Annotated in this window: 22 protein-coding genes; 16 read left to right on the top strand and 6 right to left on the bottom strand. The window is 68.9% G+C overall.

The window, feature by feature from the left end:
• Positions 1–10: 10 nt before the first annotated feature.
• Entirely contained in the window at positions 11–502 is a 492-nt protein-coding gene (locus P3L18_RS00910) for a polyadenylate-specific 3'-exoribonuclease AS (protein WP_014360367.1), read from the top strand.
• A gap of 104 nt (positions 503–606) precedes the next feature.
• A complete protein-coding gene (locus P3L18_RS00905; protein WP_014360366.1) occupies positions 607–2,013 on the top strand; it encodes a 3-deoxy-7-phosphoheptulonate synthase class II in 1,407 nt (468 codons plus the stop codon).
• A 55-nt stretch (positions 2,014–2,068) separates the two neighbouring features.
• Here the strand turns inward: P3L18_RS00905 and P3L18_RS00900 are convergent, their stop codons facing one another.
• Positions 2,069–3,256, bottom strand: a complete 1,188-nt coding sequence (locus tag P3L18_RS00900) for a protein kinase (protein ID WP_276112973.1) — start codon at positions 3,254–3,256, stop codon at positions 2,069–2,071.
• Between the two features lie 128 nt (positions 3,257–3,384).
• Between P3L18_RS00900 and P3L18_RS00895 the strand changes: the two genes are divergently transcribed.
• Positions 3,385–3,750, top strand: a complete 366-nt coding sequence (locus tag P3L18_RS00895; protein ID WP_006370522.1) for an Rv2175c family DNA-binding protein — start codon at positions 3,385–3,387, stop codon at positions 3,748–3,750.
• Positions 3,751–3,752: 2 nt separating this feature from the next.
• Here P3L18_RS00895 and mptB read toward each other — a convergent pair whose 3' ends face one another.
• Positions 3,753–5,306, bottom strand: a complete 1,554-nt coding sequence (gene mptB / locus P3L18_RS00890) for a polyprenol phosphomannose-dependent alpha 1,6 mannosyltransferase MptB (RefSeq protein ID WP_035728105.1) — start codon at positions 5,304–5,306, stop codon at positions 3,753–3,755.
• A 3-nt stretch (positions 5,307–5,309) separates the two neighbouring features.
• The gene (locus tag P3L18_RS00885; RefSeq protein ID WP_014360363.1) at positions 5,310–6,464 is read right to left on the bottom strand and encodes a polyprenyl synthetase family protein; all 1,155 of its coding nucleotides are present in this window, start codon (positions 6,462–6,464) and stop codon (positions 5,310–5,312) included.
• A 128-nt stretch (positions 6,465–6,592) separates the two neighbouring features.
• Between P3L18_RS00885 and P3L18_RS00880 the strand changes: the two genes are divergently transcribed.
• Complete coding sequence (locus tag P3L18_RS00880; protein WP_014360362.1) at positions 6,593–7,552, top strand: methylenetetrahydrofolate reductase; 960 nt, start codon at positions 6,593–6,595, stop codon at positions 7,550–7,552.
• Between the two features lie 42 nt (positions 7,553–7,594).
• Here the strand turns inward: P3L18_RS00880 and P3L18_RS00875 are convergent, their stop codons facing one another.
• Genes P3L18_RS00875 through P3L18_RS00865 form a run of 3 tightly spaced genes read right to left on the bottom strand, consistent with a single transcriptional unit; the run spans position 7,595 to position 11,069 of the window.
• Complete coding sequence (locus tag P3L18_RS00875; RefSeq protein ID WP_276113132.1) at positions 7,595–8,707, bottom strand: DUF3153 domain-containing protein; 1,113 nt, start codon at positions 8,705–8,707, stop codon at positions 7,595–7,597.
• The gene (locus P3L18_RS00870; RefSeq protein ID WP_211544611.1) at positions 8,704–10,374 is read right to left on the bottom strand and encodes an NAD(P)/FAD-dependent oxidoreductase; all 1,671 of its coding nucleotides are present in this window, start codon (positions 10,372–10,374) and stop codon (positions 8,704–8,706) included. The genes P3L18_RS00875 and P3L18_RS00870 overlap by 4 nt, the downstream gene beginning before the upstream one ends.
• Positions 10,371–11,069 carry a GNAT family N-acetyltransferase gene (locus P3L18_RS00865; protein ID WP_276112972.1) on the bottom strand — a complete coding sequence of 233 codons (699 nt, stop codon included), beginning with the start codon at positions 11,067–11,069 and terminating at the stop codon, positions 10,371–10,373. Before P3L18_RS00865 ends, P3L18_RS00870 begins: the two co-directional genes overlap by 4 nt.
• A gap of 310 nt (positions 11,070–11,379) precedes the next feature.
• On the opposite strand from P3L18_RS00865, the gene P3L18_RS00860 reads away from it, so the two are divergent.
• From P3L18_RS00860 to murG, 12 genes are all read left to right on the top strand, one after another.
• Positions 11,380–11,847, top strand: a complete 468-nt coding sequence (locus tag P3L18_RS00860; RefSeq protein ID WP_006370514.1) for an SAV_6107 family HEPN domain-containing protein — start codon at positions 11,380–11,382, stop codon at positions 11,845–11,847.
• Positions 11,848–12,067: 220 nt separating this feature from the next.
• The gene (locus P3L18_RS00855) at positions 12,068–12,472 is read left to right on the top strand and encodes a DUF3040 domain-containing protein (RefSeq protein WP_006370513.1); all 405 of its coding nucleotides are present in this window, start codon (positions 12,068–12,070) and stop codon (positions 12,470–12,472) included.
• 432 nt (positions 12,473–12,904) lie between these two features.
• The gene (gene mraZ / locus P3L18_RS00850) at positions 12,905–13,345 is read left to right on the top strand and encodes a division/cell wall cluster transcriptional repressor MraZ (RefSeq protein WP_006370512.1); all 441 of its coding nucleotides are present in this window, start codon (positions 12,905–12,907) and stop codon (positions 13,343–13,345) included.
• A gap of 225 nt (positions 13,346–13,570) precedes the next feature.
• Positions 13,571–14,611: a 16S rRNA (cytosine(1402)-N(4))-methyltransferase RsmH gene (gene rsmH, locus P3L18_RS00845; RefSeq protein ID WP_276112971.1), complete on the top strand. Its 1,041-nt coding sequence runs from the start codon at positions 13,571–13,573 to the stop codon at positions 14,609–14,611.
• On the top strand, positions 14,608–15,489 hold the full coding sequence (locus P3L18_RS00840; protein WP_276112970.1) for a hypothetical protein: 882 nt from the start codon (positions 14,608–14,610) through the stop codon (positions 15,487–15,489). Before rsmH ends, P3L18_RS00840 begins: the two co-directional genes overlap by 4 nt.
• A 21-nt stretch (positions 15,490–15,510) precedes the next feature.
• Positions 15,511–17,430 (top strand): penicillin-binding protein 2, encoded by a 1,920-nt coding sequence (locus P3L18_RS00835; protein WP_158512637.1) that lies wholly within the window; start codon positions 15,511–15,513, stop codon positions 17,428–17,430.
• A 192-nt stretch (positions 17,431–17,622) separates the two neighbouring features.
• Positions 17,623–19,275: a UDP-N-acetylmuramoyl-L-alanyl-D-glutamate--2,6-diaminopimelate ligase gene (locus tag P3L18_RS00830; RefSeq protein WP_276112969.1), complete on the top strand. Its 1,653-nt coding sequence runs from the start codon at positions 17,623–17,625 to the stop codon at positions 19,273–19,275.
• Positions 19,272–19,868, top strand: coding sequence for a UDP-N-acetylmuramoyl-tripeptide--D-alanyl-D-alanine ligase (locus tag P3L18_RS00825; protein ID WP_079930108.1), 597 nt, complete (start codon positions 19,272–19,274; stop codon positions 19,866–19,868). The genes P3L18_RS00830 and P3L18_RS00825 overlap by 4 nt, the downstream gene beginning before the upstream one ends.
• A 16-nt stretch (positions 19,869–19,884) precedes the next feature.
• On the top strand, positions 19,885–20,982 hold the full coding sequence (gene mraY / locus P3L18_RS00820; protein ID WP_006370506.1) for a phospho-N-acetylmuramoyl-pentapeptide-transferase: 1,098 nt from the start codon (positions 19,885–19,887) through the stop codon (positions 20,980–20,982).
• Positions 20,983–20,986: 4 nt separating this feature from the next.
• Positions 20,987–22,639, top strand: coding sequence for a UDP-N-acetylmuramoyl-L-alanine--D-glutamate ligase (murD, locus tag P3L18_RS00815; protein ID WP_276112968.1), 1,653 nt, complete (start codon positions 20,987–20,989; stop codon positions 22,637–22,639).
• Positions 22,636–24,489, top strand: a complete 1,854-nt coding sequence (ftsW, locus tag P3L18_RS00810; RefSeq protein WP_276112967.1) for a putative lipid II flippase FtsW — start codon at positions 22,636–22,638, stop codon at positions 24,487–24,489. The genes murD and ftsW overlap by 4 nt, the downstream gene beginning before the upstream one ends.
• 71 nt (positions 24,490–24,560) lie before the next feature.
• Positions 24,561–25,778 (top strand): undecaprenyldiphospho-muramoylpentapeptide beta-N-acetylglucosaminyltransferase, encoded by a 1,218-nt coding sequence (gene murG, locus P3L18_RS00805; protein WP_006370503.1) that lies wholly within the window; start codon positions 24,561–24,563, stop codon positions 25,776–25,778.
• Positions 25,779–25,811: the final 33 nt, after the last annotated feature.

The raw sequence follows: 25,811 nt of genomic DNA, 5'->3' as shown, positions 1-25,811 counted from the left end.
ACTTACCAGTATGCGGTTCTTCTACGACTCGGAGTTTATCGAGGACGGCACCACGATCGATCTCATCTCGATCGGTGTCGTCGCCGAGGACGGTCGAGAATTCTACGCGGTGTCCACCGAGTTCGATCCGGGCCGGGCGGGAGACTGGGTTCGGGCGAACGTGCTGCCCAAGCTGCCGTCGCCGGCGTCACGGGCGTGGCGGTCCCGGCGCGCCATCCGTGACGACCTCCTGGACTTCCTCACCGCGGAGCCCGGCGACGTCGAATTGTGGGCCTGGGTGGGCGCTTACGACCACGTCGTGCTGTGCCAGCTGTGGGGTCCGATGACCGCGTTGCCGCGAACGATCCCGCGCTTCACCCGCGAACTGCGTCAGCACTGGGAATACGCGGGGCGCCCACCCCTGCCGTCGGCACCCGCCGACGCCCACGACGCACTCAGTGATGCTCGACACAACTGGCGCAAGTGGCAGGCAATCGAACAGGCACGGCAGCCCCGGGGCTGATCAATCTCGGCCGATGCACGTTTGCGAGGCCGGCATCGCTGTGTTGCGCCTGATCAAACTCGGCCGATGCACGTTTGCGACCCCGGCCTCGCTACGCTGGAGCGGTGGTGAACTGGACCGTAGACGTTCCGATCGACGAACTGCCCGAACTCCCGCCGCTGCCCGGCGACCTGCAGGCGCGTTTCGCCGACGCCCTGGCCCGTCCCGCGCTGCAGCAACCGAGTTGGCCCGCCGAGGACGCGCGGCGCATGCGGACGGTGCTCGAGTCGGTGCCGCCCATCTGTATGCCCGCCGAGGTCCGCACGCTCGCCGGACAGCTCGCCGAGGTCGCACAGGGCCGGGCCTTCCTCCTGCAGGGCGGTGACTGCGCCGAGACCTTCGCCGACAACACCGAGCCGCACATCAAGGGCAACATCCGCACGCTGCTGCAGATGGCCGTCGTGCTCACCTACGGTGCGAGCCTGCCGGTGGTCAAGGTCGCCCGCATCGCCGGTCAGTACGCCAAACCCCGCTCGGCCGACACCGACGCCCTGGGCCTGCCGTCTTATCGCGGCGACATGGTCAACGGGTTCCCGGCGGAGGAGGGCACCCGCATCCACGACCCCTCACGACTGGTGCGCGCCTACGCCAACGCCGCCGCGGCGATGAATCTGGTTCGCGCGCTGACCCACTCGGAGGCCGACCTGCGGCGCGTGCACGACTGGAACCGGGAGTTCGTCCGCACCTCCCCGGCCGGGGCCCGCTACGAGGCGCTGGCCTCGGAGATCGACCGTGGTCTGCGCTTCATGGACGCGTGCGGGGTCTCCGACTCGTCGCTGGGTGCCGCCGACATCTTCGCCTCGCACGAGGCGCTGGTCCTGGACTACGAACGGGCTCTGCTGCGCCTGGCCGAGGCGCCCGAGGACCCGAGCGTCGGTGCCGACGGCAAGGTGCTCTACGACCTGTCGGCGCACTTCCTGTGGATCGGTGAGCGCACCCGGCAACTCGACGGTGCCCACATCGCCTTCGCCGAGCTGATCCGAAACCCGATCGGAATCAAGATCGGCCCGACCACCACCCCCGAGCAGGCCGTGGAGTACGTCGAACGTCTCGACCCGTACAACGAGCCCGGCCGGCTCACCCTGGTGGCCCGGATGGGCAACGGCAAGGTCCGCGATGTGTTGCCGCCGATCGTCACCGCGGTCGAGGCGAGCGGGCACAAGGTGATCTGGCAGAGCGACCCGATGCACGGCAACACCCACTCCTCGCCCACCGGCTACAAGACACGCCACTTCGACCGTGTCGTCGACGAGGTGCAGGGATTCTTCGAGGTCCACCACGCACTGGGGACCCACCCCGGTGGCATCCACATCGAGCTCACCGGCGAGGATGTGACCGAGTGTCTCGGTGGTGCACAGGACATCTCCGACCTCGACCTCGCCGGACGCTACGAGACGGCGTGCGACCCGCGCCTGAACACCCAGCAATCGCTGGAGCTGGCGTTCCTCGTCGCGGAGATGTTGCGCGGCTGAGGTATTCGGTTGCCCGGGGGCTTTCGGTAGCCGGGGCTTTCGGGTGCGTGCTCTCTCAGGAGAGCAGCAACTCGGAGCCTACCCACCATCCGGCGCCACCCGCCGCGGCCGCCGCGATGAGCACGATCACCAACCAGATCAGTGTGCGCAGCCGGCCGTCGGCGGGATCGTCGAACGTCTCGGGCAGGCCCTGCGCACTACTGCGGTCGCGCGCTGTGGGTCCGGGTGCGGCATCGCGATCGATCGCCGCCGACGCCTTCGTCGGTGGCGCGTCGGTCGTCGATCGGGACCCTGGCCGCGAGGCAACCCGGGTGCCGTGCGGGCTGGCTGCCGCCCGACGGCGCGCCATCGTCTCCCGCTCGGCGGAGCGTCGTGGGGCCGGCACGGTGAAGGGCGGCAGATCGAGATCCTCGGCCACGTCGAGCAGCGCCTCCCGCATCTCGAAGGCGTTCGCATAGCGATCGGCCGGGCGGCGTTCGGTCGCCCGTAACACCACCTCGTCGAGTTCGACCGGGACCCCGGCGATCACGTCACCGGGCGCCGGCACGTCATAGGTCAGTCTCTGGTACGCCAGTGCCAGTGGCGTGTCGCCGCGGAACGGCGTACGCCCGGTGAGCAATTCGAAGAGCATGACCCCCATCGAGTAGACGTCGCTGCGGGCATCGGCGGTCGCGGACTCGACCTGCTCGGGGGAGAGGTAGGCGGCGGTGCCGAGGATGACGCTGGCCGAGGTGACGCCCGATTCGGCGACCGCGCGGACCAGCCCGAAGTCGGCGACCTTGACCTCGCCGGCATCGGAGATCAGCACGTTCTCGGGTTTGATGTCGCGATGTACCAGGCCGGCCGCGTGTGCCGTACCCAGTCCGCCCAGCGCCGGATCGGCAACGGCGACCACCGCATGCGGGGGCATCGGACCCCGCTCGCGCAACAGTTCTCGGACACTGCCGCCCTCGACGAGTTCCATCACCAGGAACGCGATCCCGTCGTCGATGCCCTGGTCGTAGACCGCGACGAGCCCGGGATGTTTCAGACCGGCCACCGCTCGCGCCTCGAACTCGAAGCGGCGCAAGAACTGTGGGTCCGCGGCGTAGCGGGTGTCCATCACCTTGACCGCGACGTCGCGGCCCAGCCGAAGATCGAGAGCGAGGTACACCGCCGACATGCCGCCACGGGCGATGGGCGCGTCGATGCGGTAGCGGTCCTCCAGCACCGCCCCGATCAGCTCGTCGACCCCTGCCTGCACGACAGTGAATCTACCCGGGTGGCGGTGCTGCGCCTCGGAACCACCGGCGGTGCTGCGCCCCGTAACCACGGCGGTGGTGGCGGCGAACCAGGTGAAGACACGGCCCGCGAGACGGTAATCTCTGGGCCGTGAGTTCACTTCCCCTCTCGCACGATGTCATCCCGGCCGAGGTCGAGACGTATTCGATCGACGAGGTCTCCCGACGGTTGGGCGTGTCGACCAATCGCGTGCGCACCTTGATCCGCGACCACCGCCTGCTCGCCGTCTCCCGAGACGGCGAGCCCGCGGTGCCCTGCCTGTTCTTCGACGACCTCGGTATCGCCAAGCACTTCACCGGCCTCGTCGATGTCCTGCTCGACGGCGGATTCACCCGCGACGAGGCGCTGCGCTGGCTGTTCACCGAGCTCGACGATCTGCAGATGCATCCGGCGGCGGCGCTGCACACGCACTCGGCACGCGAGGTCATCCGACGCGCGCAGGCACAGGCGTTCTAGGCTTACCTTCGGGACCCGCCGGGTTCGGCGCCCCACAACCGGCGGGCCAGGGCGCCCAGGCGCAGCGGGTCGGGGCGCAGCAGCGAGATGGCGGCGAGTAGCGACAGCGCGGCGGCCAACGCGACCTCGGGCAGCTTGTAGAAGACGATCGAATCGTCCGGCTGGAAGACGATCAACATGAACGTCGACACCCCGACCACGACGGCGCGGACCCATCCGGGCAGCGTGAACGCGACCGCGACGACGAGGACCCACGTGTAGTACCAGGGCAGTGTCGAGGGTTCGAGCAGCAGCACCGCCAGCATCGCCCAGGCCAGTCCGGCGATCGCGCTGCGTTCGTCGGCGCGGTGGCGCCACCACAGCGCCACGAGAATGATCGCCAGACACACCGCACCGATCGCCCGCGTGACGGTGAGGACCGGCCACAGATTCAGTGAGGTGAACGGTGCCGCGACCAGCGTCACCAGATGTGCTGCGGCAGTGGGCAGCGTGAACCAGTTGATGATCTGGTCGGCCCAGCCCAGCCCGGTGAGCCAGCCCAGTCCCAGGCCGAGCGCGGCGGTCCAGGCGGCGAACACCGCGACCGGCACGGCGATCACCACCGCGAACACCCGCGCGACATCGCCGCCGGTGACCTTGCGTTCGGATCGGATGTGCGAGAGCCAGATCCACACCACGAACGGGATCGCCACACCCGCGGTGACCTTGATCGACACGGCCAGCCCGAGCACCGCCAGACCGCTGATGTGCCGGCCGGCGACGGTCAGTGCGAGTCCGGCGGCCAGCACACCCATCATCAGCAGTTCCACGTGCGGGCCGCCGACGAGGTGGATCAACACCATCGGATTGAGCAACGCCAGCCACACCCCTACCTCCGGTGACGCGCCGAAATGGGTCGCCAGACGTGGAACGGCCCACAGCGACAACAAGAGTCCGGGCAACAGCACCAGACGCATCAACCAGACACCGGTGAGCACGTGCTCACCCGACACGGCCACCACACCTCGGGTGATCGCCATGAACATCGGGCCGTACGGCGCCGTCGTCGACGCCCACACCTGCGCCATGCTGTCGAGGACGGGACCGGGATGGTGGGCCGGTCCGTCGGCGTAGGGATCGAATCCGGCGGCGAAGACCACCCCCTGGCCGAGGTAGGCGTAGACATCGCGACTGAACAGTGGCACGGTCACGCACAGCGGTGCGGCCCACCCGATCACGGTCCACCGCAGTGTGGTCAGGCTCAGGAGGGGGTCGCCGGCAACCGGCGCGCACAGTCGGCGACCCACTCTCATCCACGCGAACACCATCAATGCGACGCCGAGCCAGAACACGACCGCGCCCAACGTCTTTCCGTGGCCGTAGGTGATCGCGTCGAGTCCCACGTCCTGCAGACCCGGGTGGTTGCGTGGGATGTCGGCGACCGAGAAGCCGCCCAGACACACCGCGATCGCCCCGATCCCGCCGAGCCAGATCTCGGTGGGCAGGCGCGGCGGCGGGGCCGGATGCGCGAGCGCGGGCCGGCCGATCGCCGTCACAACTCGACTGCGCGAGAACATGAGTCAGGCCTCGCGGTGGGCGATCCGACCGGCCATCGCGATCAGGTCGGCCCGGATGTCGGTGCCGATCTCGGCGCGTTCGAGCCGGGCAACGGCGGCGTCGAGCAGAGCGGTGACGCGGCGTTCGATCTCCTCGACGGCCCCCACGTCGACGAGAAGCTCACGGATGCGGTTCAATTCGTGGTCGTCGAGACGGCGGCCGACCGCGTCGCGCAACACCGCCGCCGACCGGGGGTCGCGCAGCTCGGCGCGCTCGAGGCCCAACGCCAGAAGCGCGGTGCGCTTACCCTCGGCGAGATCGTCGCCGGAGGGCTTACCGGTCCGATCCGGGTCGCCGAACACCCCGAGCAGATCGTCGCGCAGCTGAAAGGCGATGCCCAGATCGTGGCCCACCGAGCGCAGGTCGTCGAGCAGTGCGGCAGGTGCGCCGGCCATGCGGGCCCCCAGCTCGAGAGGACGAGCAACGGTGTAGGCGGCGGTCTTGAATTCCATCACCCGATAGGCGGATTCGACGGTGTCGTCGCCGCTGACCTCGTTGACGATGTCGAGATACTGCCCGCCGAGCACCTCGGTGCGCATCGCCGCCCAGACCGCCGACACCTCGGCCGGAAGCGGATTCGGTGCGGGTGCACCGGTGTCCGGGCCGGCCGGGCTGTGACCGCCGACGAGGTCGTCGGCCCAGGCCAGCGCGAGATCACCGGCGAGGATGGCCGCGGCGACACCGTGGCGGGCCCCGTCACCGGACCACCCGGCGTCGCGATGGGCGGTCTCGAAGCGCCGATGCACCGTCGGCCGACCGCGGCGGGTGTCGGAATGATCGATGATGTCGTCGTGGATCAGTGCACATGCCTGCACGAGTTCCAGTGCGGCACAGACCCGCAACGCATCGGCGACGGACTGCTCGGGATGGGGCGGGCGCCTCTCGGGGCTGCTCATCCCGGCCAACCAGCCCGCGTAGGCGAACATCGGCCGAACCCGTTTGCCGCCGAGCCGGACGAAGTCGGCGACGATGTCGGCGGCGCGCCCCACGACCGGCGAGATGGCGCCGGCGACCGGCAACGTGGCGTCGAAGAAGCGCTCGAGGACCACGCCCGTGGCGTCGGGTACCTCCGACAACGACGTCGGCTCTGCGGCGGGCGGCGGTGCGGTCGGGCTCACTCCCTCAGGCTAGGGCATGTCTCCCACGAACAGACACGCCCGGAGTGCCTGTCGCGAACGGCCCCGCCCTGGACGACCGACGTGCAGTGACGACCAACGTGCAGTGACGACCTACGTACAATGACGCGGTGACCTCATCCCCACCGGCGCTCTCCGTCGTCGAGCGCCTCGCCGCACCACCGGCCAACGGCGTCGTGCACTTCTCGGTGGAGTTCATGCCACCCCGTGACATCGAGGGCGAGGCCCGGCTGTGGCGGGCGGTCCGGGTGTTCGAACGTCTCGACCCGGCATTCGTGTCGCTGACCTACGGGGCAGGCGGATCGACGAGGGATCGTACCGTCCGCATCGCCGGTGAGCTCGCGACGCAGACGACCCTGCTGACGGTCGCGCATCTGACCGCCGTCAATCACAGCATCGCCGAACTGCGTGCCCTCGTCGGTTCCTACGCCGACCAGGGCATCACGAATCTTCTTGCGCTGCGCGGGGATCCGCCGGGTGATCCACTCGGCGAATGGATTCGACACCCGCAGGGTGTGCAGTACGCGCGTGAACTCGTCGAGCTGATCTCCGGGCTCGGTGACTTCCACGTCGGCGTCGCCTCGTTTCCCGAGGGGCACCACCGGGCCCGCGATCTCGACCAGGACACCGATGTACTCGTCGGCAAGCTGCGTGCCGGTGCCGAGTATTCGGTGACCCAGATGTTCTTCGACGTCGAGGACTTCCTGCGGTTGCGCGACCGGGTGGCACGCGCCGACCCCGAGCAGGCGGCCAAGCCGCTCATTCCCGGGCTCATGCCGATCACCTCGCTGGCCAGTGCCCGTCGTATGACGCAGCTGTCGGGGTCGGTGATCCCGCCCGCGGTCGAGCAACGCTTCGCCGAGGCCGCCGGTGACGGCCCGGAGGAGGATCGCGCCGCGGTACGTGCCGTCGGCATCGACTTCGCCACCGAGACCGCGCAACGACTCATCGCCGAAGGCGTTGCCGGCCTGCACTTCTGCAGCCTGAACTTCGCCAAGGCGACCTGCGAGGTGCTCGACCGCCTCGGCGTGGGCGTGCCCGACGCGTTGCCGACGGTCGGGGCGCGCTGAGGGGCCGATCGGTCGGCTCAGGGTGATCCGGCGGGAGTCGGGTCAGGACTTGCCGGTGTTTCCGGGGTCCGGCGCTGCGGAGTTCGGCACTGCGGGGTTCGACACTGCGGGGTCCTCGTGTGCAGCTCCCTGATCGGGCGCAGCGTCGGCGGGAACGGTGGCCTTCTCCGGTGTCGTGTCACCGGCGGTCTTCGTCGCCGAGGTCGTGGTCGCCGAGGTCGTGGTCGTCGAGGTCGTGGTCCCTGACGTCTTTTTCCCGAATGTCTTCTTGCCCGCTGCCGATGCCGGGCGTCCCGGGCGCGGGCTGCGGTCGCGGGAGACGTAGGCCAACCGGATGACGACGAGCACCACGGCGGCGCAGATGAGCACCATCAGCCACGTCCAGCCGCCGAACGCGGCGGTCGACGGGTCGGCGTAGGTCGATTCGGCGGTGAAATCGGCGGACTTGCCGGGCTCGGGTGTCCAGGAGACCGAGGTGTTGGTGTTCTGGTCACCGTTGGTGGCGGTGATCGGGCCGGCGAACGAGATCGTGAACCGGACGTAGTCGCGATTCGGGATCAGTCCGGTGAGGTCGGTCGACCCGCGGAATCGCACCACCGAGCCGCTGCGCTTGGCCGACAGGTCCATGGTCATCGCGGTGTCGCCGAAGGCGTCGGCGATGATATCGCCGAGCTGACTGAGCTGACCTGCGGTCAGATTGCTGAAGGTCGCCCGGCTGCCGACCAGCGTGGCGTCGTCGCTGCTGTCGCCGGACTGTTCCTGCGGGGTCGGGGCCGCCTGTGTGGCATCGGACGGCGCGGACTCCGACGGCGTGGAATCGGACGGGGACGAACCCGGCTGGTCGGTGTCCTCCGACGGCGAACCCGGCTGCGCCGATGCCGGGGCGCCCGAACTCTCCGTGGAGGTGCTGGCGCGATAGTCCGAGACCGCGATGTTGCCGGTCATCGACTCGGGGATGTCGAATTTCGGTGCGCCACGCGGATTGTCCGGTGAGGTGGCCACGACCACGCTGCCCGCGAATCGATCACCGACCGTCGTGGACCGTTGCAGGCATCCCGACATCAACGGCGCCGCGATGAGCAGCACGACCGTGAGCAGAAAGGCAGACGCGCGGGGTGGGCTCGGGCGAGTGATCGGCGGACGCACGCTGATCATCGTGCCAGATGCCGGGGTGATAGCGGCCATAGGCGCCGACCGCGTGTATCGCCGCGGTGCCGGCCCGAGCTGCGGGCGATCGCCGCCCGTCCGGCGATACGCCCGCTGGCCCCGGTGACCCCGCCGCCGGGATGGGTCGAGGCGCCGGCGAGCAGGATTCCGTCGGCGCCGGGCACCTCGTGGCCGGACAGGTCCGGGTGCGGACGCAGCATGAACATCTGGTCGATGGTCATCTCGACGTGCATGATGTTGCCGCCGATCAGTGCCAGTTCGGATTCCAGCGCCTGCGGGGTCTGGACGTGGCGGTGCTCGATGCCGTCGGCGAAACCGGGCGCGTGGCGCTCGACCTCGGCGATGACCGCGTCGGCGGCGGTGGCGGCCACCTCGTCCCACCCCGACCCGTCGGCGAGATGACGCGGATGCCATTGCGCCCACAGATTGACGAGATGGTGTCCGGGTGGACTGAGGGTCGGGTCGATGCCGGAGAATCCCATCGCCACACAGGCCGGCCGATCGGGCAGTTCGCCGACCGCTGCCGCGGTCTGCGCGCGACGAAGGTGGTCCCGATCGGTGACGAGCAGGCCCAACGCCGAATGCACGCCGTGCGCGGGGAGGTCGGCGGGCAGATCCCGATACTCGGGCAGCTCCCTGGTTCCCAGCCGCACGGCCATCCCGATACCCGAGCCGACGATGATCTGACGCCGCCATCGCGCGAGCGATCCGGGGTCGAATCCGCCCGCCGCGAGCAGGTCGAGGGTGGCCAGGATGTGGCAGGCGCCGATCACAGTGTCGGCACATCGCCGCCGGCCGTCGACGGTCTCTACCCGCCAGTGGTCGCCACATCGGGTGATCGCGGTGGCCGCCGCACCGGTGATCACCTCGCCACCGTCATCGGTGAGACGGTGCACCAGGGCATCGGTCAACGCTCCGCTGCCCCCGACGGCGCGGCCGGGTGGGATCTGGTGCATCAGTGCCGCGAACCCGATCATCGGAGCGGTCGCGGGGGCGCTCATGGGCGGGCCCGACTGGGCGCCGAACCAGGCCAGGGCGGCCTTGAGGTGCTCGGAGCCGAACCAGCGGTCCAGCAGGGCATCCCCGGACGACATCAGATCCTGGGTCACCGACATCATCCGACCCGATCGCGCACCGAACAGGCCGGTCCGCGCGGTGGTGGCGGTGGGGCCGAGCCCGCCGAAGGCACGCGCGAACCGACCCGGCGTGGCCGGCTCGTAGAAGGAGCGCATGAGAGCTCGGGCGCGCGGTGCCCAGGTCGCCACGAAGGCGCGGTAGGCGTCGGCGTCGGTGCGTCCACAGGCACGTTCGATCGAGGCGCACGTGGCGTCGAGGTCGGTGCGGAAGACGATCGGACCGGCGGTGTCGGTCGCCGGACAGAACGCCCACGGGTCGCAGTCGAGGTAGGTCAGGCCGGCGTCGGCGAGTGCCAGTTCGTCGAGGACCGGGGAGTGGCGGATCATCAGGTGCGCCGACGAGCCCCGGTCGACGCGATAGCCGGGAAAGCGTTCGATGGTCGACACCGCCCCACCGGGGATGGTGTCGCGCTCGACGACGCTCACCGAGCGCCCGGCCCGGGCCAGATAGGCGGCCGCGACCAGCCCGTTGTGGCCGGCGCCGACGACGATCGCATCGCCCACCGGGTGCCCGGTCATCGGGTGCGGTCGGATTCGCCGGGAACGATGGGACCGGCGGCGGCGCCCGGCAGGATCGTGGGTGCGGCCAGGGGTAGTCGTCGCCCGAGGAAAGCGAACGGGCGCGGGTCGCCGGTGAAGGTGAATCCGCGCAGCACGTCACCGAATCCCACGCGCCGGTACAACGCCCAGGCGCGGTTGCCCTCGTCGGCGATTTCCGGGGTGGACAACAGGACGTGGTGTTCGGGTCGGTCGGCGAGCAGGCGATGCAGCAACCATTCACCGATCCGATGCCCCTGGGCACTCGGATGGACGTGGAGTTCGGTCAGCTCGAAGTAGTCCTCGGTGATCTCATCGATGACCCGCGGGTCCCGACCGGTCGATCGCAAGCCGGCGCGGAGTTGCTGATTCCACCATTGGTCGCGCGCTCCGCGATAGCCGTAGGCGATGCCGACGAGCACCTCATCGCCGCCGGGGGACAGGGGCGGCTCCAACCGTCGGCGGACGAGGTCCAGCGAGCCGTCCTCGGCGTGGGGCGCGGTCGCGATCGCGCCATAGGCCTCCCAGCCGGGTCGATGGATGTGCTCGCGCCACAATCCGGCGCGATGCATCTCGGTCCCGCGTGGGTAATTCATCGCTGTGACGTAGATCTCGAGCGCGGGACCGAGCCAGACCGCACAGTCACGTCCGTCGAGACGGGCGATCCGAATCGTCACGTGCGGTCCTTCCTGTCGTCGTTCCTTGCACCCCGGCCGAGTGCGGCATTGTGTCGGTGGCGTCGGGCATTGTGTTGCGCATCGGGTTGCCCGCACGCCTTGCTCCGGCGACCAGATCTGACTAATATTGAATCTGTCGAACGGGTGTTCGATGAATGTGCCTCCGCAAGCTGTTCGCCGCCACCCGACGACCGACGCGGTCCGGCGGTGGGCGAGGGAAGCGCCTGCCCTCGGACCGCGTTGACCCGAGGGAACGGCCGGTACAGCCCAACTGGCCGCCCGTGAGCACCGCGACAACGGAGGGAGGCCCATGATGACACGTCGAACGACCACACAGGTCGAGGTGGATCCGATCGTGGTCGGGCGCGCACGTGACCTGCTCGAACGTGCCGATCTCCTTCTCGAGAACGCCGACGGGATCACCGACGACGCCGAACGCTTCCGGCAGCTGTACCTCACCGCGCTGCGGGCCGCCGGCGCCGCACTGGCCATCGGTGAGCCGACCAGCGGCCGTTCGACGCGCGGGTTGTCGTCGAACGCGTGGAATCGTCTGGCGGTGATCATGCCGGATCTGGCCGAACAGGCCGAACGCTTCGCCGCATGGTCTGTTCTTCGAATGAACATCGAGGCCGGATTGGAGCGAGACGTCGATCCCGTCGTCGTCGCCGAGCTGCATCGCCTGGTGTTGACATTCCTGGACACGGTCGAGGGCGTGGTGATCGCCTACGAACAAGGCGGACATGGTGCGCAATCCGGATCGCTGGCACATCCTGCGTGATGCGCCACAACCCGTTGGGGTCACGCATCGATGCCTCGCCACGTCATCGCATAGGCGCCGGTAACAGCCCCGAACACAAAAACGATCCAACGAGCGCGGTTATGGTGGTCGCCGCCGGAATCACCTCGTATCATGGTCGTAGGCCGCGAACACAGTCATCAGGCGAGTATCGCGGCGAACATCTCGTCGATGGCTCGTCGGTAACAGGTAAGGAGGGTCGGTGCCACTCTCGGAGCACGAGCAGCGCATGCTCGAAGAGATCGAAAGCGCTCTGTACGCGGAGGACCCGAAGTTCGCGTCCAGCGTTACCCGGCGCCGCCTCGGGCGGTCGACCGGTCGTCGCCGCATCCAGGCGGCCGTCGTTTTCGTCCTCGGTCTCGCGCTGTTGATCGTGGGACCCATCATCGGACTCGACGTGGGTGGTTTCCCCATCCTGAGTCTCGTCGGCTTCCTTGTCATGTTCGCCGCCGCGCTGCTTGCGCTCTGGGGCGGGCTACCCGGCAAGGGTGCGCCGCCATCGGCCGACCGCGGCTCGGGCGGGCGCGGCTCGAAGGCCGCAACGCCCAAACGCAAGTTCACCGAACGCATGGAAGACCGCTTCAACCGCCGGTTCGAGCAGGAGTGATCCCGCGACGAACCCACTGAGGTTCAGCGACTGACTCACCACAGCAGCCGCACACCCCTACGGGTGTGCGGCTGCTGTCGTATGCCCGCTTCCGGGGCTCGGCCACCGGATTCATCAAGTCCCTCCTGCCACGCCCCACCGCGTTCCCCACCGCGCCCCACCCGATGCCCCACCACGCCCCACGAGGCCGAAGTAGCAACCTCACCAGCCCTATTCCTCACCACAGGCCACAACTGTCAGGCTTTGTCCTGTCGACGACACGACCGATCCGTGCCGTGTCGAACCATGACTTCTGCTCTTGACCTGCGTTTTTATGGTCGGGTGGGGAATCGAGGCGGGTTTGGGGTGGAAAGTGGTGGAAAGTGGGGTACTGTGGGCGTCACTGGGTGAGGCGATCCGGAACGCCGGACCCGGTGGGCGGGAGGTGCCGACATGTCGACGAGATTTGTCGGTACCTACACGCCCAAGTTGGACGACAAGGGGCGACTCACGTTGCCCGCGAAGTTTCGCGACGCATTGGCAGGAGGGGTGATGGTCACACGCGGCCAGGACCACAGCCTGTCGGTGTATCGGGCCGAGGAGTTCGATGCGATCGCGGAGAAGACGATGGAGGCGTCGCGCAACGATCCCGAAGCGCGCGCATTCCAGCGGTACTTCTTCGCCAGCACCGACGAACAACGGCCCGACGGGCAGGGGCGGATCACCCTGTCGGCCGAGCATCGGCAGTACGCGGGACTGTCCAAGGAGTGTGTGGTGATCGGCAGTTTCGATCACCTGGAGATCTGGGACGCACAGGCATGGCGTGACTACCAGAGCCAGCATGAGGAGAACTTCTCGGCGGCGAACTCCGCGGCGTTGAGCGCGGTGCTCTAACTCCGCAACGTGGGTGCAGGACAGATGCACAGGGCTTCGGGTGGCACGAGGCCCCGACCCGGTCCGACCCTGGCGTACTTCCCCAACGCCAGGTGCGCGATCGGGTCGGGACCCCGCTCCACCACAAGCCGACACAAGCAACACACGACAGCCACCCCTCATCGAGGCCGGCCCGCGCGACAGGAGCGGCCGCTCGGGGGTCGGCGCACTCGGAGGGGCAGGCCGGTGACACCGCAGGACGACGACAACAGTGCGGGTGCGCAGACCCCGCCGTCGCGTCGCTCGGGTAAACGCCGTTCCGGCGAACACGGGCACGTGCCCGTCATGGCTCGACGCATCATCGAATCGTTGCGCCCGGCTCTCTCGAATCCCACTGTCGCACAACCGGTGTTCGTCGATGCCACGCTCGGCGCCGGTGGTCACACCGAGTTGATCCTGCGGGAGTTCGGGTCGGTCCGGGTCATCGGGATCGATCGGGACGCGGCTGCACTGGACATCGCCGCTACCCGTCTGGCCGACTTCGGCAATCGAATCACCTTCCACCAGGCCAGATTCGACGAACTCCCAGCGGTTCTCGCCGAAGCCGGCGCCGACCGCATCGATGCCGCCCTCTTCGATCTCGGCGTGTCCTCGATGCAGCTCGACCAGACGGATCGGGGATTCGCCTACGCCGTCGACGCACCACTGGACATGCGAATGAATCCCGAGGCCGGTCCTACTGCGGCCGATGTGCTCAACACCTATTCGCATGGTGACATCGCCCGCATACTCCGCGAATACGGTGATGAACGCTTCGCCGGCAAGATCGCGTCGGCGATCGTGCGTGAACGCGAGCGTGAGCCCTTCACCACCAGTGCGCGGCTCGTCGAACTGCTCTACGCGACGATCCCGGCGGCCACCCGGCGCACCGGTGGGCACCCGGCCAAGCGGACCTTTCAGGCGCTGCGGGTGGAGGTCAACGGCGAGCTCGAGGCGCTCCGGCAAGCGCTTCCGGGGGTCCTCGCGTCGCTGCGGGTGGGTGGCCGTGTGGCGATGATGAGTTACCAGTCGCTCGAGGACACAATCGTCAAGCGGGAGTTCGCATTACGGACGACCTCGACCTCGCCGCCCGGTCTACCGGTCGAATTGCCCGGCACGGCACCACGATTCCGACTCGTCACCCGGGGGGCCGAGCGCCCTGACCAACAAGAACTCGACACCAATCCGCGATCGGCACCGGTCCGGGTCCGCGTCATCGAACGAATCGCAGAGGAGGAGGTGAGATGACCCTTCTCGACGACATCGAACGCCAGGATCGACTGCGCGACAAGGATTCCGACACCACCGAACGCACCACACGGCACACCCGCGGCGGAGTCGGACGGCCGACCCGATCGCGGGCGGCCCAGCGGGCGATCGATCGGCACAGCAAGCGGATCGCCGCGCAGGAGCGGGGATCGCAACGTGGTTCGGTCTCCAAGCCCGTCGTCGTGGCGTCTCGTACCCGGCGGATCAGCCTGTCCGAACGGTTCTCCCGTATACCCTTCGTCATCCCGGTGCTGCTGGTGCTGGCCTTCGGCCTGGGTTTGAGCCTGTGGCTCTCCACCAAGGCTGCGCAGGACTCCTATCAGATCGGCATCGCCCGCCAACAGAATCAGGAGTTGCTCGATCGCACCGACGCACTCAAGCGCAGCTTCGAGTCGGGTAACTCGGCACCCGAATTATCCGATGCGGCAGGGGCACTCGGGCTGGTGGTCGATCAGAACCCGGCACGCATGGTGGTCGGCGCGGACGGCAAGCCACACATCGTCGGCGACCCGGAGCCGGCCACCGGAAAGCGGATGCCCTCGATCAATCCCGATGATCAGCCCAATCCGGCTGCCACGATCGATCCGAAGAAGGTCGACGATTCGGTGGGTCTCGGTGGCGCCCAGAGCGCCGCACCGAACTCCACTGCACCGAACTCCACCACACCGAGTTCCGGCGCTCCGGCCGGCACCGCGACGCCGGGTGCAACGGCCCCGACGACCCCGGCACCTGCCGGTGCCGTCACGGCACCGCCGGCCCCGGTGGCGACCGCGCCTGCGCCCAATGTGCTGCCGCAGGCCGTGCCCGCGCCGGCGACGAGCAACCCGCCGAGCGGAAATTCGCCGGAGACGCGTTAGTACGGTGGACAATTGACGATCATGACGACACGTGCGACCAGACCGGCCGCCTCCGGCCATTCGGCCGCCGGCGGAGCAGGCCGATCGCCCGCCGGCGGAGCAGGCCGATCACCGCGGCCCCCCCGACAACCCCCGAAGCGGCCGCACACCTTTGTGGTTCGCAGTCGGATCGCGGGTGTGGTGGTACTGCTCGCGGTCATCGCCGTGGCCATCCGCATGGTGGTGGTCCACACCATCGAGGCACCGTCGCTGGCGCAACAGGCAGCTGCGCAGCGCGAATACACGCAGATCATGACCGCCAAGCGTGGGGCGATCCTCGACCGCAACGGACGGCCGTTGGCCTACACCGACGAGGCACGGTCGTTGACCTTTCTGCCCAAAGCGGTGCGCAACTCGATCGCCAAGGCGCACAAGGACAATCCCAGCCTGCCTGACGTCGAGACGCGATTGCACCAGATCGCCGACGGTGTCTCGGGCGCGCTCGGCGGATCGATCAGCGCCGACGACCTCTACAAGAAGCTCACCAGCGACGAGACGTTCGTCTATCTCGCGCGCTCGATCAGCCCGGACGTCGCGTCGCGGATCACCACCGACTACCCCGAGGTCGGGGCCGATCCGCAGAGCGTGCGGATCTATCCCGGTGGATCGCTGGCCGCCAACATCGTCGGGGACGTCAATTACGACGGCAACGGACTGATCGGTCTCGAGGCCTCACTCGACTCGGTGCTGGCCGGCACCGACGGCTCCAAGACCTACGACCGCGGTTCCGACGGCGCGATCATCCCCGGATCGACACGCAACGTCCACCCGGCGATCAACGGGGCCAACGTGCAACTGACCATCGACTCCGACATCCAGTGGTACGTGCAGAGCGAGGTGATGAAGGCCAAGGCCGCATCCGGGGCACGGTCGGCGTCGGCGGTGGTGCTCGACGCGAAGACCGGTGAGGTGCTCGCGATGGCCAACGACGGCACGTTCAACGCATCCAAGCCGTTGTCGGATCAGCCCGACGCCAACCTCGGCAACCCCGCGGTGACCTCACCGTTCGAGCCGGGCTCGGTGAACAAGGTGATCACCGCCTCGGCGGCGATCCAGTACGGATTGACGACACCCGAACAGGTCCATCAGGTTCCCGGCAGCATCCACATGGCCGGGGTGACCGTCAACGACGCGTGGGTGCACGGTGTCGCCCCGTACACCACCACCGGGATCTTCAGTAAGTCCTCCAACGTCGGCACCCTCATGTTGGCCCAGCAGGTCGGCGAGCAACGGTTCGCCGACATGGTGAACCGCTTCGGGCTCGGCCGCATCACCGGCGTCGGTCTGCCCGCCGAGAGCGGCGGCGAGGTTCCCGCGCTGAGCCAGTGGTCCGGTGGTTCGTTCGCGAACCTGCCGATCGGACAGGGCCTGTCGATGACGCTGTTGCAAATGACCGGCATGTACCAGGCCATCGCGAATGACGGACTGCGCATCCCGCCGCGCATTCTCGAGTCCGAGACACGACAGGGGCAATCGCCGTCCGACGAACCACGACCACAGGGCGTGCAGGTCGTGAGCCCACAGACCGCGGTGACGGTGCGCAACATGTTCCGCGGGATCTTCCAGGACGATCCGACGGGCGAGCAGGAGGGTACCGGCGCCAAGGGCGCGGTACCGGGCTATCAGCTGTCCGGCAAGACAGGTACGGCACAGCAGGTCGATCCCGCGTGTGGGTGCTACTCGAACTCGAGCTACAACATCACCTTCGCGGGGATCGCCCCGGCCGATGACCCACGGTTCGTCGTCGGGATCATGCTCGACAATCCCAAGCGCAGTTCCGACGGTTCGGGTGGGCAGTCGGCCGCACCGCTGTTCAAGTCCATCGCATCGTGGATCCTGCAGCACGACCGCATCCCGCAATCGCCGCAGCCCACACCGCGTATGGTGCTGCAGGCTTCGTGAGCCCCGACGCCCGGCGCCGACCCTGCACGGGTGGCAGCCGGGCTGACGGTATCGTGGGTGCGTTCACGGGCGTATCAGACAACACCGGCCGGCAGTGGCATACGAGCGTCGGCACACGACAGCCGATACATGACCAGGGGTTCGTCCGGACCCGAGACGTGTTCGACGGGGTGAGAGGAGGGGATCGGCACGATGGCAGCAGCACGAAGCGGATCGTCTCGGCGGCGTCGGCCGACCGACCTGAGCCGCCCCACCCATCTCGATCCCACCGAGGTCGGCGTCCTCTCCCAGGCGACCGGCGCGCGGCTCGATCTGGTGGGCGAGGCGAGTGCGTCAACCGCCGTCACCGGGGTGTCACTGCGCGCTCAGGACGTCCGGCCGGGTGACCTGTTCGCGGCGCTACCGGGGGCCCGCACCCACGGTGCCCGATTCGCCGCCGACGCCGTCGAACGCGGCGCGACCGCCGTGCTCACCGACGCCGCGGGACGAGCCGAATTGGCGCGTGTCCTACCCACCGACGCCACCTGCGCGGTCCTCGTGCATCCCGAACCCCGGCGTGTCCTCGGCGGGGTCAGTGCCCGCATCTACGGCAATCCGTCACAGCGACTCAAGCTCATCGGCATCACCGGTACCTCCGGCAAGACCACGACGTCCTACATGGTCGAGGCGGCACTGCTGGGCGCCGGGCACTCGGTGGGATTGATCGGCACCGTCCAGACGCGGGTCAACGGCGTCGCGGTGCCGAGTTCGCTCACCACCCCCGAGGCCCCGACGCTGCAGGGGTTGCTCGCCGCCATGGTCGAACGCGGCGTCGACGCCGTGGTCATGGAGGTCTCGAGCCACGCGTTGGCGCTCGGACGCGTCGACGGTGCACATTTCGCGGTGGGCGCATTCACGAATCTGTCGCAGGATCACCTCGATTTCCATCCGACGATGCGCGCCTATTTCGAGGCCAAGGCACTCCTGTTCGCTGCCGGATCGTCGACCCGCGCGGTTCGCTCGGTGATCTGCGTCGACGACGAGTGGGGACGTCGGATGGCCGAGATAGCTTCTGCCGGTTCGTCATTCGCTCCGGTGACAGTGTCGACGACGGACGTCGCGGCGACCTGGCGTGCCGAGCAGGTGACCGTCGAGCCGGACGGGTCGCAGCACGTCACGCTCGCCGGCCCCGGGCGCAGCGGCGTCGAGATGGTGCTGCCCCTGCCCGGCCGGTTCAACGTGGCCAACGCCACCCTGGCCGTCGCGATCGCCGTTGCCGCCGGGGTGAGCGCCACCGAGGCCGCCACCGCGATGGCGCAGGTGTCGGTGCCCGGTCGACTCGAGCGGGTCGACCGCGGACAGCCGTTCCTGGCGATCGTCGACTACGCGCACAAGCCCGGCGCCCTCGACGCCGTGCTGTCGACGTTGCGCGCACAGAGCACGGGCCGGATCGGTGTGGTCGTCGGCGCAGGCGGAGATCGGGACCACGGTAAGCGCCCCATGATGGGCGCCGCGGCCGCCCGCGGGGCCGAGCTGGTCATCATCACCGACGACAACCCGCGCACCGAGGACCCCGCGGCGATCCGGGCGGCGATGCTCGCCGGGATCGGGGAGGTACCCGCCGAAGAACTGCCCGCCGGTGCCGATCACCGCGAGATCGGGGATCGGCGGGCGGCCATCACCGCCGCCGTCGAATGGGCGCAGCCCGGCGACGTGATCCTGGTCGCCGGCAAGGGACATGAGGCGGGTCAGGAGATCGACGGCGTGAAGCACCCCTTCGACGACCGCGTGGTGCTGGGCGAGGCCCTGGACCAGATCGCCGGTGGCGCCACCGAGCAGCCGGCGGGCCGAGAGGCACGCCGGTGAGCGCTGAGCTGACCGTGCTCGCCACCGCGATACCCGCGCGGATCGATGACGTCACATCGGGGTTGCGGACACTCGTCGAGTCGGCCGATCGGGCTCGGCGAGCGGGTGCGGGCGATACGGGCGACGGGCGAGACCGGCGCACGTGGGCGATCATCGGCGAACTCCTCGTCGACGGCCCCGACCGCGACGACGAGAACCACCGGGCCGTCGAACACGACCGGGTGGGCCGACTCGCGGTGCGTCTCGCCGTGGACAAGGTGTTGTGCGTAGGGTCTGGCAGGGCCGTGCGCGCTCTGCATCAAGGCACCGTGATGGAGGGGTCCTGGGGTGACGAGGTGCGTCAGGTCCAGGGCTTCGAGGAGCTCGTCGACCTGTTCGTCGACGAGCCGCAGTGGCGACCGCAGCCGGGCGACACCGTCCTGTGGGCGGTGGGGGCCCCGGCCGGCGGGATCGCCGCATTCATCCAGGACGCGTGTCATCACCCGGTGACACTGCGGACGCTGCAGGCCGAGACGACAACGCAAGCCGAGAAGACAGAGCAGGCGGGGCGGGCAGAGCGGCCGGACACCCCGAACGCAGGAGCGAACGAATGAAGGCGAGGACGTTCAGGTGACCCAGATCCTCATCGCGGGGGCCATCGCGGTGGCGGTGTCGATCATGCTCACCCCGTTGCTGATCCGGTTGTTCTCGCGGCAGGGCTTCGGTCAGGAGATCCGGGTCGAGGGCCCGCAGAGCCACCAGACCAAACGAGGCACCCCGTCCATGGGCGGCGTCGCGATCCTGATCGCCTTGTGGGCCGGTTATTTCGGTGCCCACCTGGCCGGGGTGTTCATGGACTCCGACGCCGGGCCGAGCGCATCGGGATTGCTCGTGCTCGGGCTCGCAACGGCATTGGGCGGTGTCGGATTCCTCGACGACTTCATCAAGATCCGTAAGCATCGCAACCTGGGACTCAACAAGACCGCCAAATCGATCGGGCAGTTCATCGCCGCGATCCTGTTCGGCATCCTGGTGCTGCAGTTCCGTAACAACGCCGGTCTCACCCCGGCCGGACCGTACCTGTCCTACGTCCGCGACATCGACGCGATCTCGATGGTGTCGGTGGCCTTCGTCGTCTTCGTCTGGCTGGTGGTCGCCGCGTGGTCGAACGCCGTCAATTTCACCGACGGCCTCGACGGCCTGGCCGCCGGCTCGATGGCGATGGTGCTCGGCTCCTACGTGCTGGTGGCCTTCTTCCAGTTCGTCAACGCCTGCTCGGGCGGGGCGAAGCCGGCCAACGACATCCCCCAGGGTTGCTACAACGTGCGCGATCCGCTGGATCTGGCGCTGATCGCGGTCGCCGGTGGCGGAGCCTGCCTGGGGTTCCTCTGGTGGAATGCCGCACCGGCCAAGATCTTCATGGGCGACACCGGGTCACTGGCGCTCGGTGGCATGCTCGCCGGACTGTCCATCACCACCCGCACCGAGTTGCTCGCCGTCGTGATCGGTGCCCTGTTCGTCGCCGAGATCGTGTCGGTGGTCATCCAGATCGCGTTCTTCCGGACCACCGGACGACGGGTGTTCCGGATGGCGCCGTTCCACCACCACTTCGAGCTCGGTGGTTGGGCGGAGACGACGGTGATCATCCGGTTCTGGCTGTTGACGGCCATCGCCTGTGCGCTGGGGCTCTCGCTGTTCTACGGCGAATTCCTGGCCGTCAAGGGCTGAGACGATGAGTGCGACGCCCCACTCCGGGGCACCGCTGCCGGGCCGGTCGGTGCTCGTCGCCGGTGGCGGGTCGGCCGGGATGTCGGCGGCACGTCATCTGCTCGATCTGGGCGCGCAGGTCACCATCGCCGACGACCGCGTCACCACCGCGGGGGTGGGCGCCATCGCCGGGGCCTCGGCCATGGTCGACCGCGGGGCTCGGCTGATCGCCGTCGCCGACCTACTCGCCGATCCGACCTGGGCGGAACGCACCGACCTGGTCATCGTGTCGCCGGGCTTCGCTCCCGACCACCCGCTCCCCGCCACCGCACGCGCCGCAGGCCTCCCCATCTGGGGTGAGGTCGAACTCGCCTGGCAACTCGACGCAGCCGGCATCTACGGACCCCCGCGTACCTGGCTGGTCGTCACCGGCACCAACGGGAAGACGACGACGACCTCGATGCTCGCCGACATCGTCGCCGCGTCCGGGCGTGCCTGCGCAGCGTGCGGCAACATCGGGCTCCCGGTGCTCGACGCCATGGCCGAGAGGCCCCGCGTCGACGTGCTCTGCGCAGAACTCTCGTCATTCCAGCTGTATTGGGCACCGTCGATCGCGCCGAGTGCCGGTGTCGTGCTGAACGTCGCCGACGATCACCTCGACTGGCACGGGTCCTTCGACGCCTATGCGCAGGCCAAGCAGATCGCCCTGCACGGGGTCGTCGGGGTCGTCGGGCTCGACGATCCCATCGCCGCAGCGTTGCCGGTCGTGGGCCGGCGGGTCGGGTTCACGCTGTCGGCGCCCGCCGACGGTGAACTCGGGGTTCGCGACGGGGAACTGGTCGACCGCGCGTTCGGCGAAGCAGGCGGGGTGGCAGGGGTCGGAATGGCAGCGGGCACCGCACTCGCCGACGCCGCGGTTATCCGGCCACCTGGTCCGTCCGGTCTGGCCGACGCCCTGGCCGCAGCGGCGTTGGCCCGGTCGATCGGTATCACCCCCGACCCGATCCGATCGGCCCTGGCCGCGTTCCGACCGGCCGCACACCGTGGTGAGGTCGTTGCAGAGCGGGACGGGATCGCCTTCGTCGACGACTCCAAGGCGACCAATCCGCATGCCGCGCAGGCGGCGATCGCCGCCCATCGCCGGGTGGTCCTGATCGCCGGTGGCCTGCTCAAGGGCGCGTCGCTGGCGAGCATGCTCGACGCCGTCGCCGATCGCCTCGCCGGCGTCGTCGCGATCGGGCGCGATCGCGAGCTGGTTGTCGCAGCGATCGCGCGACACGCCCCAGAAGTCCCAACCGTCACAGTGTTCACAGGGGACGATGGCTGCGTGACCGTACAGCGAGAGCTCTCCTTCCCGTCGGGCGTCGATTTGCCCGCAGCTCCGGGTGCCTCCGGCGCCCCGGGTACCTCCGATGTGTCATCGGCATCCGCATCGGCACCGGCAGCGGCACCCGGCGAGGCCGCGGTGGCGGTGATGGATCGTGCCGTCCACGTCGCATGGTCCCTCGCCGCTGCCCACCGGGGCGAGGATCGTCCCGACGCGATCCTGCTGGCGCCCGCGGCCGCGTCGCTGGACATGTTCGCCGGCTACGGTCGCCGCGGGGATGCCTTCGCCGACGCCGCACGGTCGCTCGCCGGCGAGGGCGGGGCGGTCGACGCGCAGGCGCAGCGGCGATGAGCGCCGCGTCGACGGACGGGTCGTCCGACGATGTCGACGCACCCGCCGACGACCCGGATGTGCACTCGCACACCGACGCCGACGGTACTGCGAACGACCGGGCCGCGACCGACGGTGCCGAGGACGACGCCGCCGAGACGAGGGAGACCAAGCCCTCGGCACGACGCTCCCGGTCCCGAGCGGATGCGCGAGCGTCCGACACGCGAACGCAGGCCGGTCCGGTCGAGATGGTCGGTACGGCGTTGTCGACGATCGCGGAGGGTACGCGCAGCCTGCTCGGCCGCCCGCTCGCGTCGTATCACCTGATCCTGACGCTGGCGTTCTTGTTGACGGCGTTCGGGCTGGTGATGGTGCTCTCGGCGTCGTCGGTGGAGGGTTATTCCCAGGATGGATCGGCCTACGGTCTGTTCGCGACGCAGGTCGTGTTCGCGCTGCTGGGCGTGGTGGTCTTCTACCTGACGTTGCGACTGCCGGTGCGGTTGTTGCGCCGGATGGCCGCGCCCCTGATGGTGATCACGACGGTGCTGCTGGCGCTGGTGCTGATCCCCGGGGTGGGCACACTCAGCCAGGGTGCCCGACGCTGGTTCGTCATCTCGGGGCTGTCGGTGCAGCCGTCGGAGCTGGTGAAGGTCGCGCTCTGTGTGTGGGGTGCGCATCTGCTGGCGTCGCGGCGTCGGGACAACGCACCACTGAAGGAACTGCTGATCCCGTTGTTGCCGGTCGGTCTGCTGATCTGTCTGCTGATCATCCTCGAGCCGAACCTGTCGACCACGATCACCATCGCGATCATCATCGGCACCCTGCTGTGGTTCGCGGGTCTGCCGATCAAGGTGTTCTCCGCGTTCGCGCTGACGGGTGCGGGCATCGCGATCGTGCTGGCTTTGGTCGAGGGCTATCGCTCGCAGCGCGTGATGAGCTTCCTCGGCGGTATCGACGATCCGCAGGGCGCCGGATACCAGGCCCGTCAGGCGACCTACGCCCTGGCCAACGGCGGTGTGTTCGGGGTGGGGCTCGGACAGAGTCGTGCCAAATGGAACTATCTGCCCAACGCGCACAACGACTTCATCTTCGCGATCATCGGGGAGGAACTCGGGCTGATCGGGGGCCTGCTGGTGGTGGCGCTGTTCGTGATCTTCACCTTCGTCGGTCTGCGCATCGCCCACCGGTCGACCGATCCGTTCCTGCGGTTGATGACGGCGACGATCACCGTGTTGATCACCACACAGGCGCTGATCAACATCGGATACGTGATCGGCCTGCTGCCGGTGACCGGCATCCAGTTGCCGTTGTTGTCGGCGGGCGGCACGTCGACGCTGACGGTGTTGGCGATGCTCGGGTTGTTGGCCAACGCGGCCCGCCATGAACCGGAAGCGGTGGTGGCGTTGTCCACGAGTAGGCCCGGACGGCTGGGCCGGATCCTGCGCCTGCCGACTCCGGTGGCCTACAAGCCTTCTCGCGCCGAGGTACTGCGTGATCGACTCGATGGCAGGCGTTCGGGGTCGGGCACGACGCCCGCGCCGGCGCGTCGCGGACGGCCGGGCCCGGGGCGTGGTCCGGCTCCGACGCCGGAGGCCAAGCGACCGATGTGGCGCCGGGTGCTGCCGGGTGGTCGCAGGTCGGGCGCCGCCGGTCAGACGGCGGTGCGCCCGGCGGGGGCGACGCGGGGCGCCGGCAGGTATCGTGCAGGCGCCGGGAGCGAAGCGAGCGGGCCTAGTTATTGGGGCGCCGGGAGCGAAGCGAGCGGGCGGTACTCGGCCGGTCATTCGTGGCGGCCCCGGTCGGGATATTCGGGTACGCAGTCGCGGTCGCAGCCGCGCGGATATCCCAGTGGTACGGCGCGTCGCCGCTGAGGCGGACGTGCGTGTTTGGACGTGACGGTGTGACCCGCCGACTGGCGGCGGAATGGAGTTGACGACCCGCGATGGAATCACAGGAGCACGGTGCTGCCCGGGCCGAGGGATCGGATTCTCGCCCGCTCTCGGTGGTGGTGGCCGGTGGCGGTACCGCCGGGCACATCGAGCCTGCGTTGGCGGTCGCCGACGCGGTGCGGCGTCTGGATCCCCAGGCCAGGATCACCGCGTTGGGGACGAGTCGTGGGCTGGAGACGTCGCTGGTTCCCGAGCGTGGATACGAGTTGTCGTTGATCCCGCCGGTGCCGTTGCCGCGTAAGCCGGGTGTGGAGTTGGCGAAGACCCCGCTGCGATTGGCCCGGTCGGTGGCAGCCGCACGCAAGGCGCTGGCGGCGGTGGATGCCGACGTCGTCGTCGGTTTCGGCGGTTATGTGTCGATTCCCGCCTATCTCGCGGCGCAGGCGCATCTGCGGGGCAAGCGGCGGTTGCCGGTGGTGATCCATGAGGCGAATGCCAGTGCGGGTATTGCCAACAAGGTGGGTGCACGGTTCGCCGACGTGGTGCTTGCGGCGGTGGACGGTTCGGGGCTCGCCGACGCCCGGGTGGTAGGTATCCCGGTGCGCGGGCAGATCGCCGAGTTGGATCGGATGGCGTTGCGCGCCAAGGCTCGTCATTACTTCGGGCTCGACGAGGACGCTCCGACGCTACTGGTGTTCGGCGGCTCGCAGGGTGCCGCGCAGCTCAATGCGGCGGTGGCCGGTGCGGCCGAGGCGTTGGGTCGCGCGGGTATCGGTGTCCTGCATGCGTACGGACCGAAGAACTCGATCGATCCGGTCTCGCCCGAGGGGGCACCACCGTATCGGGGTGTCGGATATCTCAAGCGGATGGATCTCGCATATGCCGCGGCCGACCTGGTCGTGTGCCGGTCGGGTGCGATGACGGTGGCCGAGGTGTCGGCGACCGGGCTCCCGGCGATCTATGTGCCGTTGCCGCATGGCAACGGTGAGCAGCGGCTCAACGCGTTGCCGGTCGTGCGTGCGGGCGGTGGGCTGCTCGTCGACAACGACGATCTCACCAGCGACTGGGTGGCGCGGGAGGTGCCAGCCCTGTTGTCGGATCCGGAACGGCTGGCGGCGATGTCGGCGGCCGCGTCGGGTACCGGACATCGCGACGCGGCGACCGAGGTGGCGCGGGCGGCGCTGGACCTGGCTGCGCGTTTTCGCGCCGGTGAGCATCGTAAGCCGCTGTCGGCCGCGTTTCGTTCGCCGCTTTCGGCCCCCGAGCAGTGAACAATTGGGGAGTCGGCACGCCTGGTGCCGACG

It is taken from the genome of Gordonia sp. N1V (genome assembly GCF_029269935.1).
Classification (GTDB): Bacteria; Actinomycetota; Actinomycetes; order Mycobacteriales; family Mycobacteriaceae; genus Gordonia; species Gordonia polyisoprenivorans.
The sequence above is the reverse complement of the archived record's forward strand: the minus strand, read 5'-3'. Positions and strand labels throughout refer to the sequence as shown.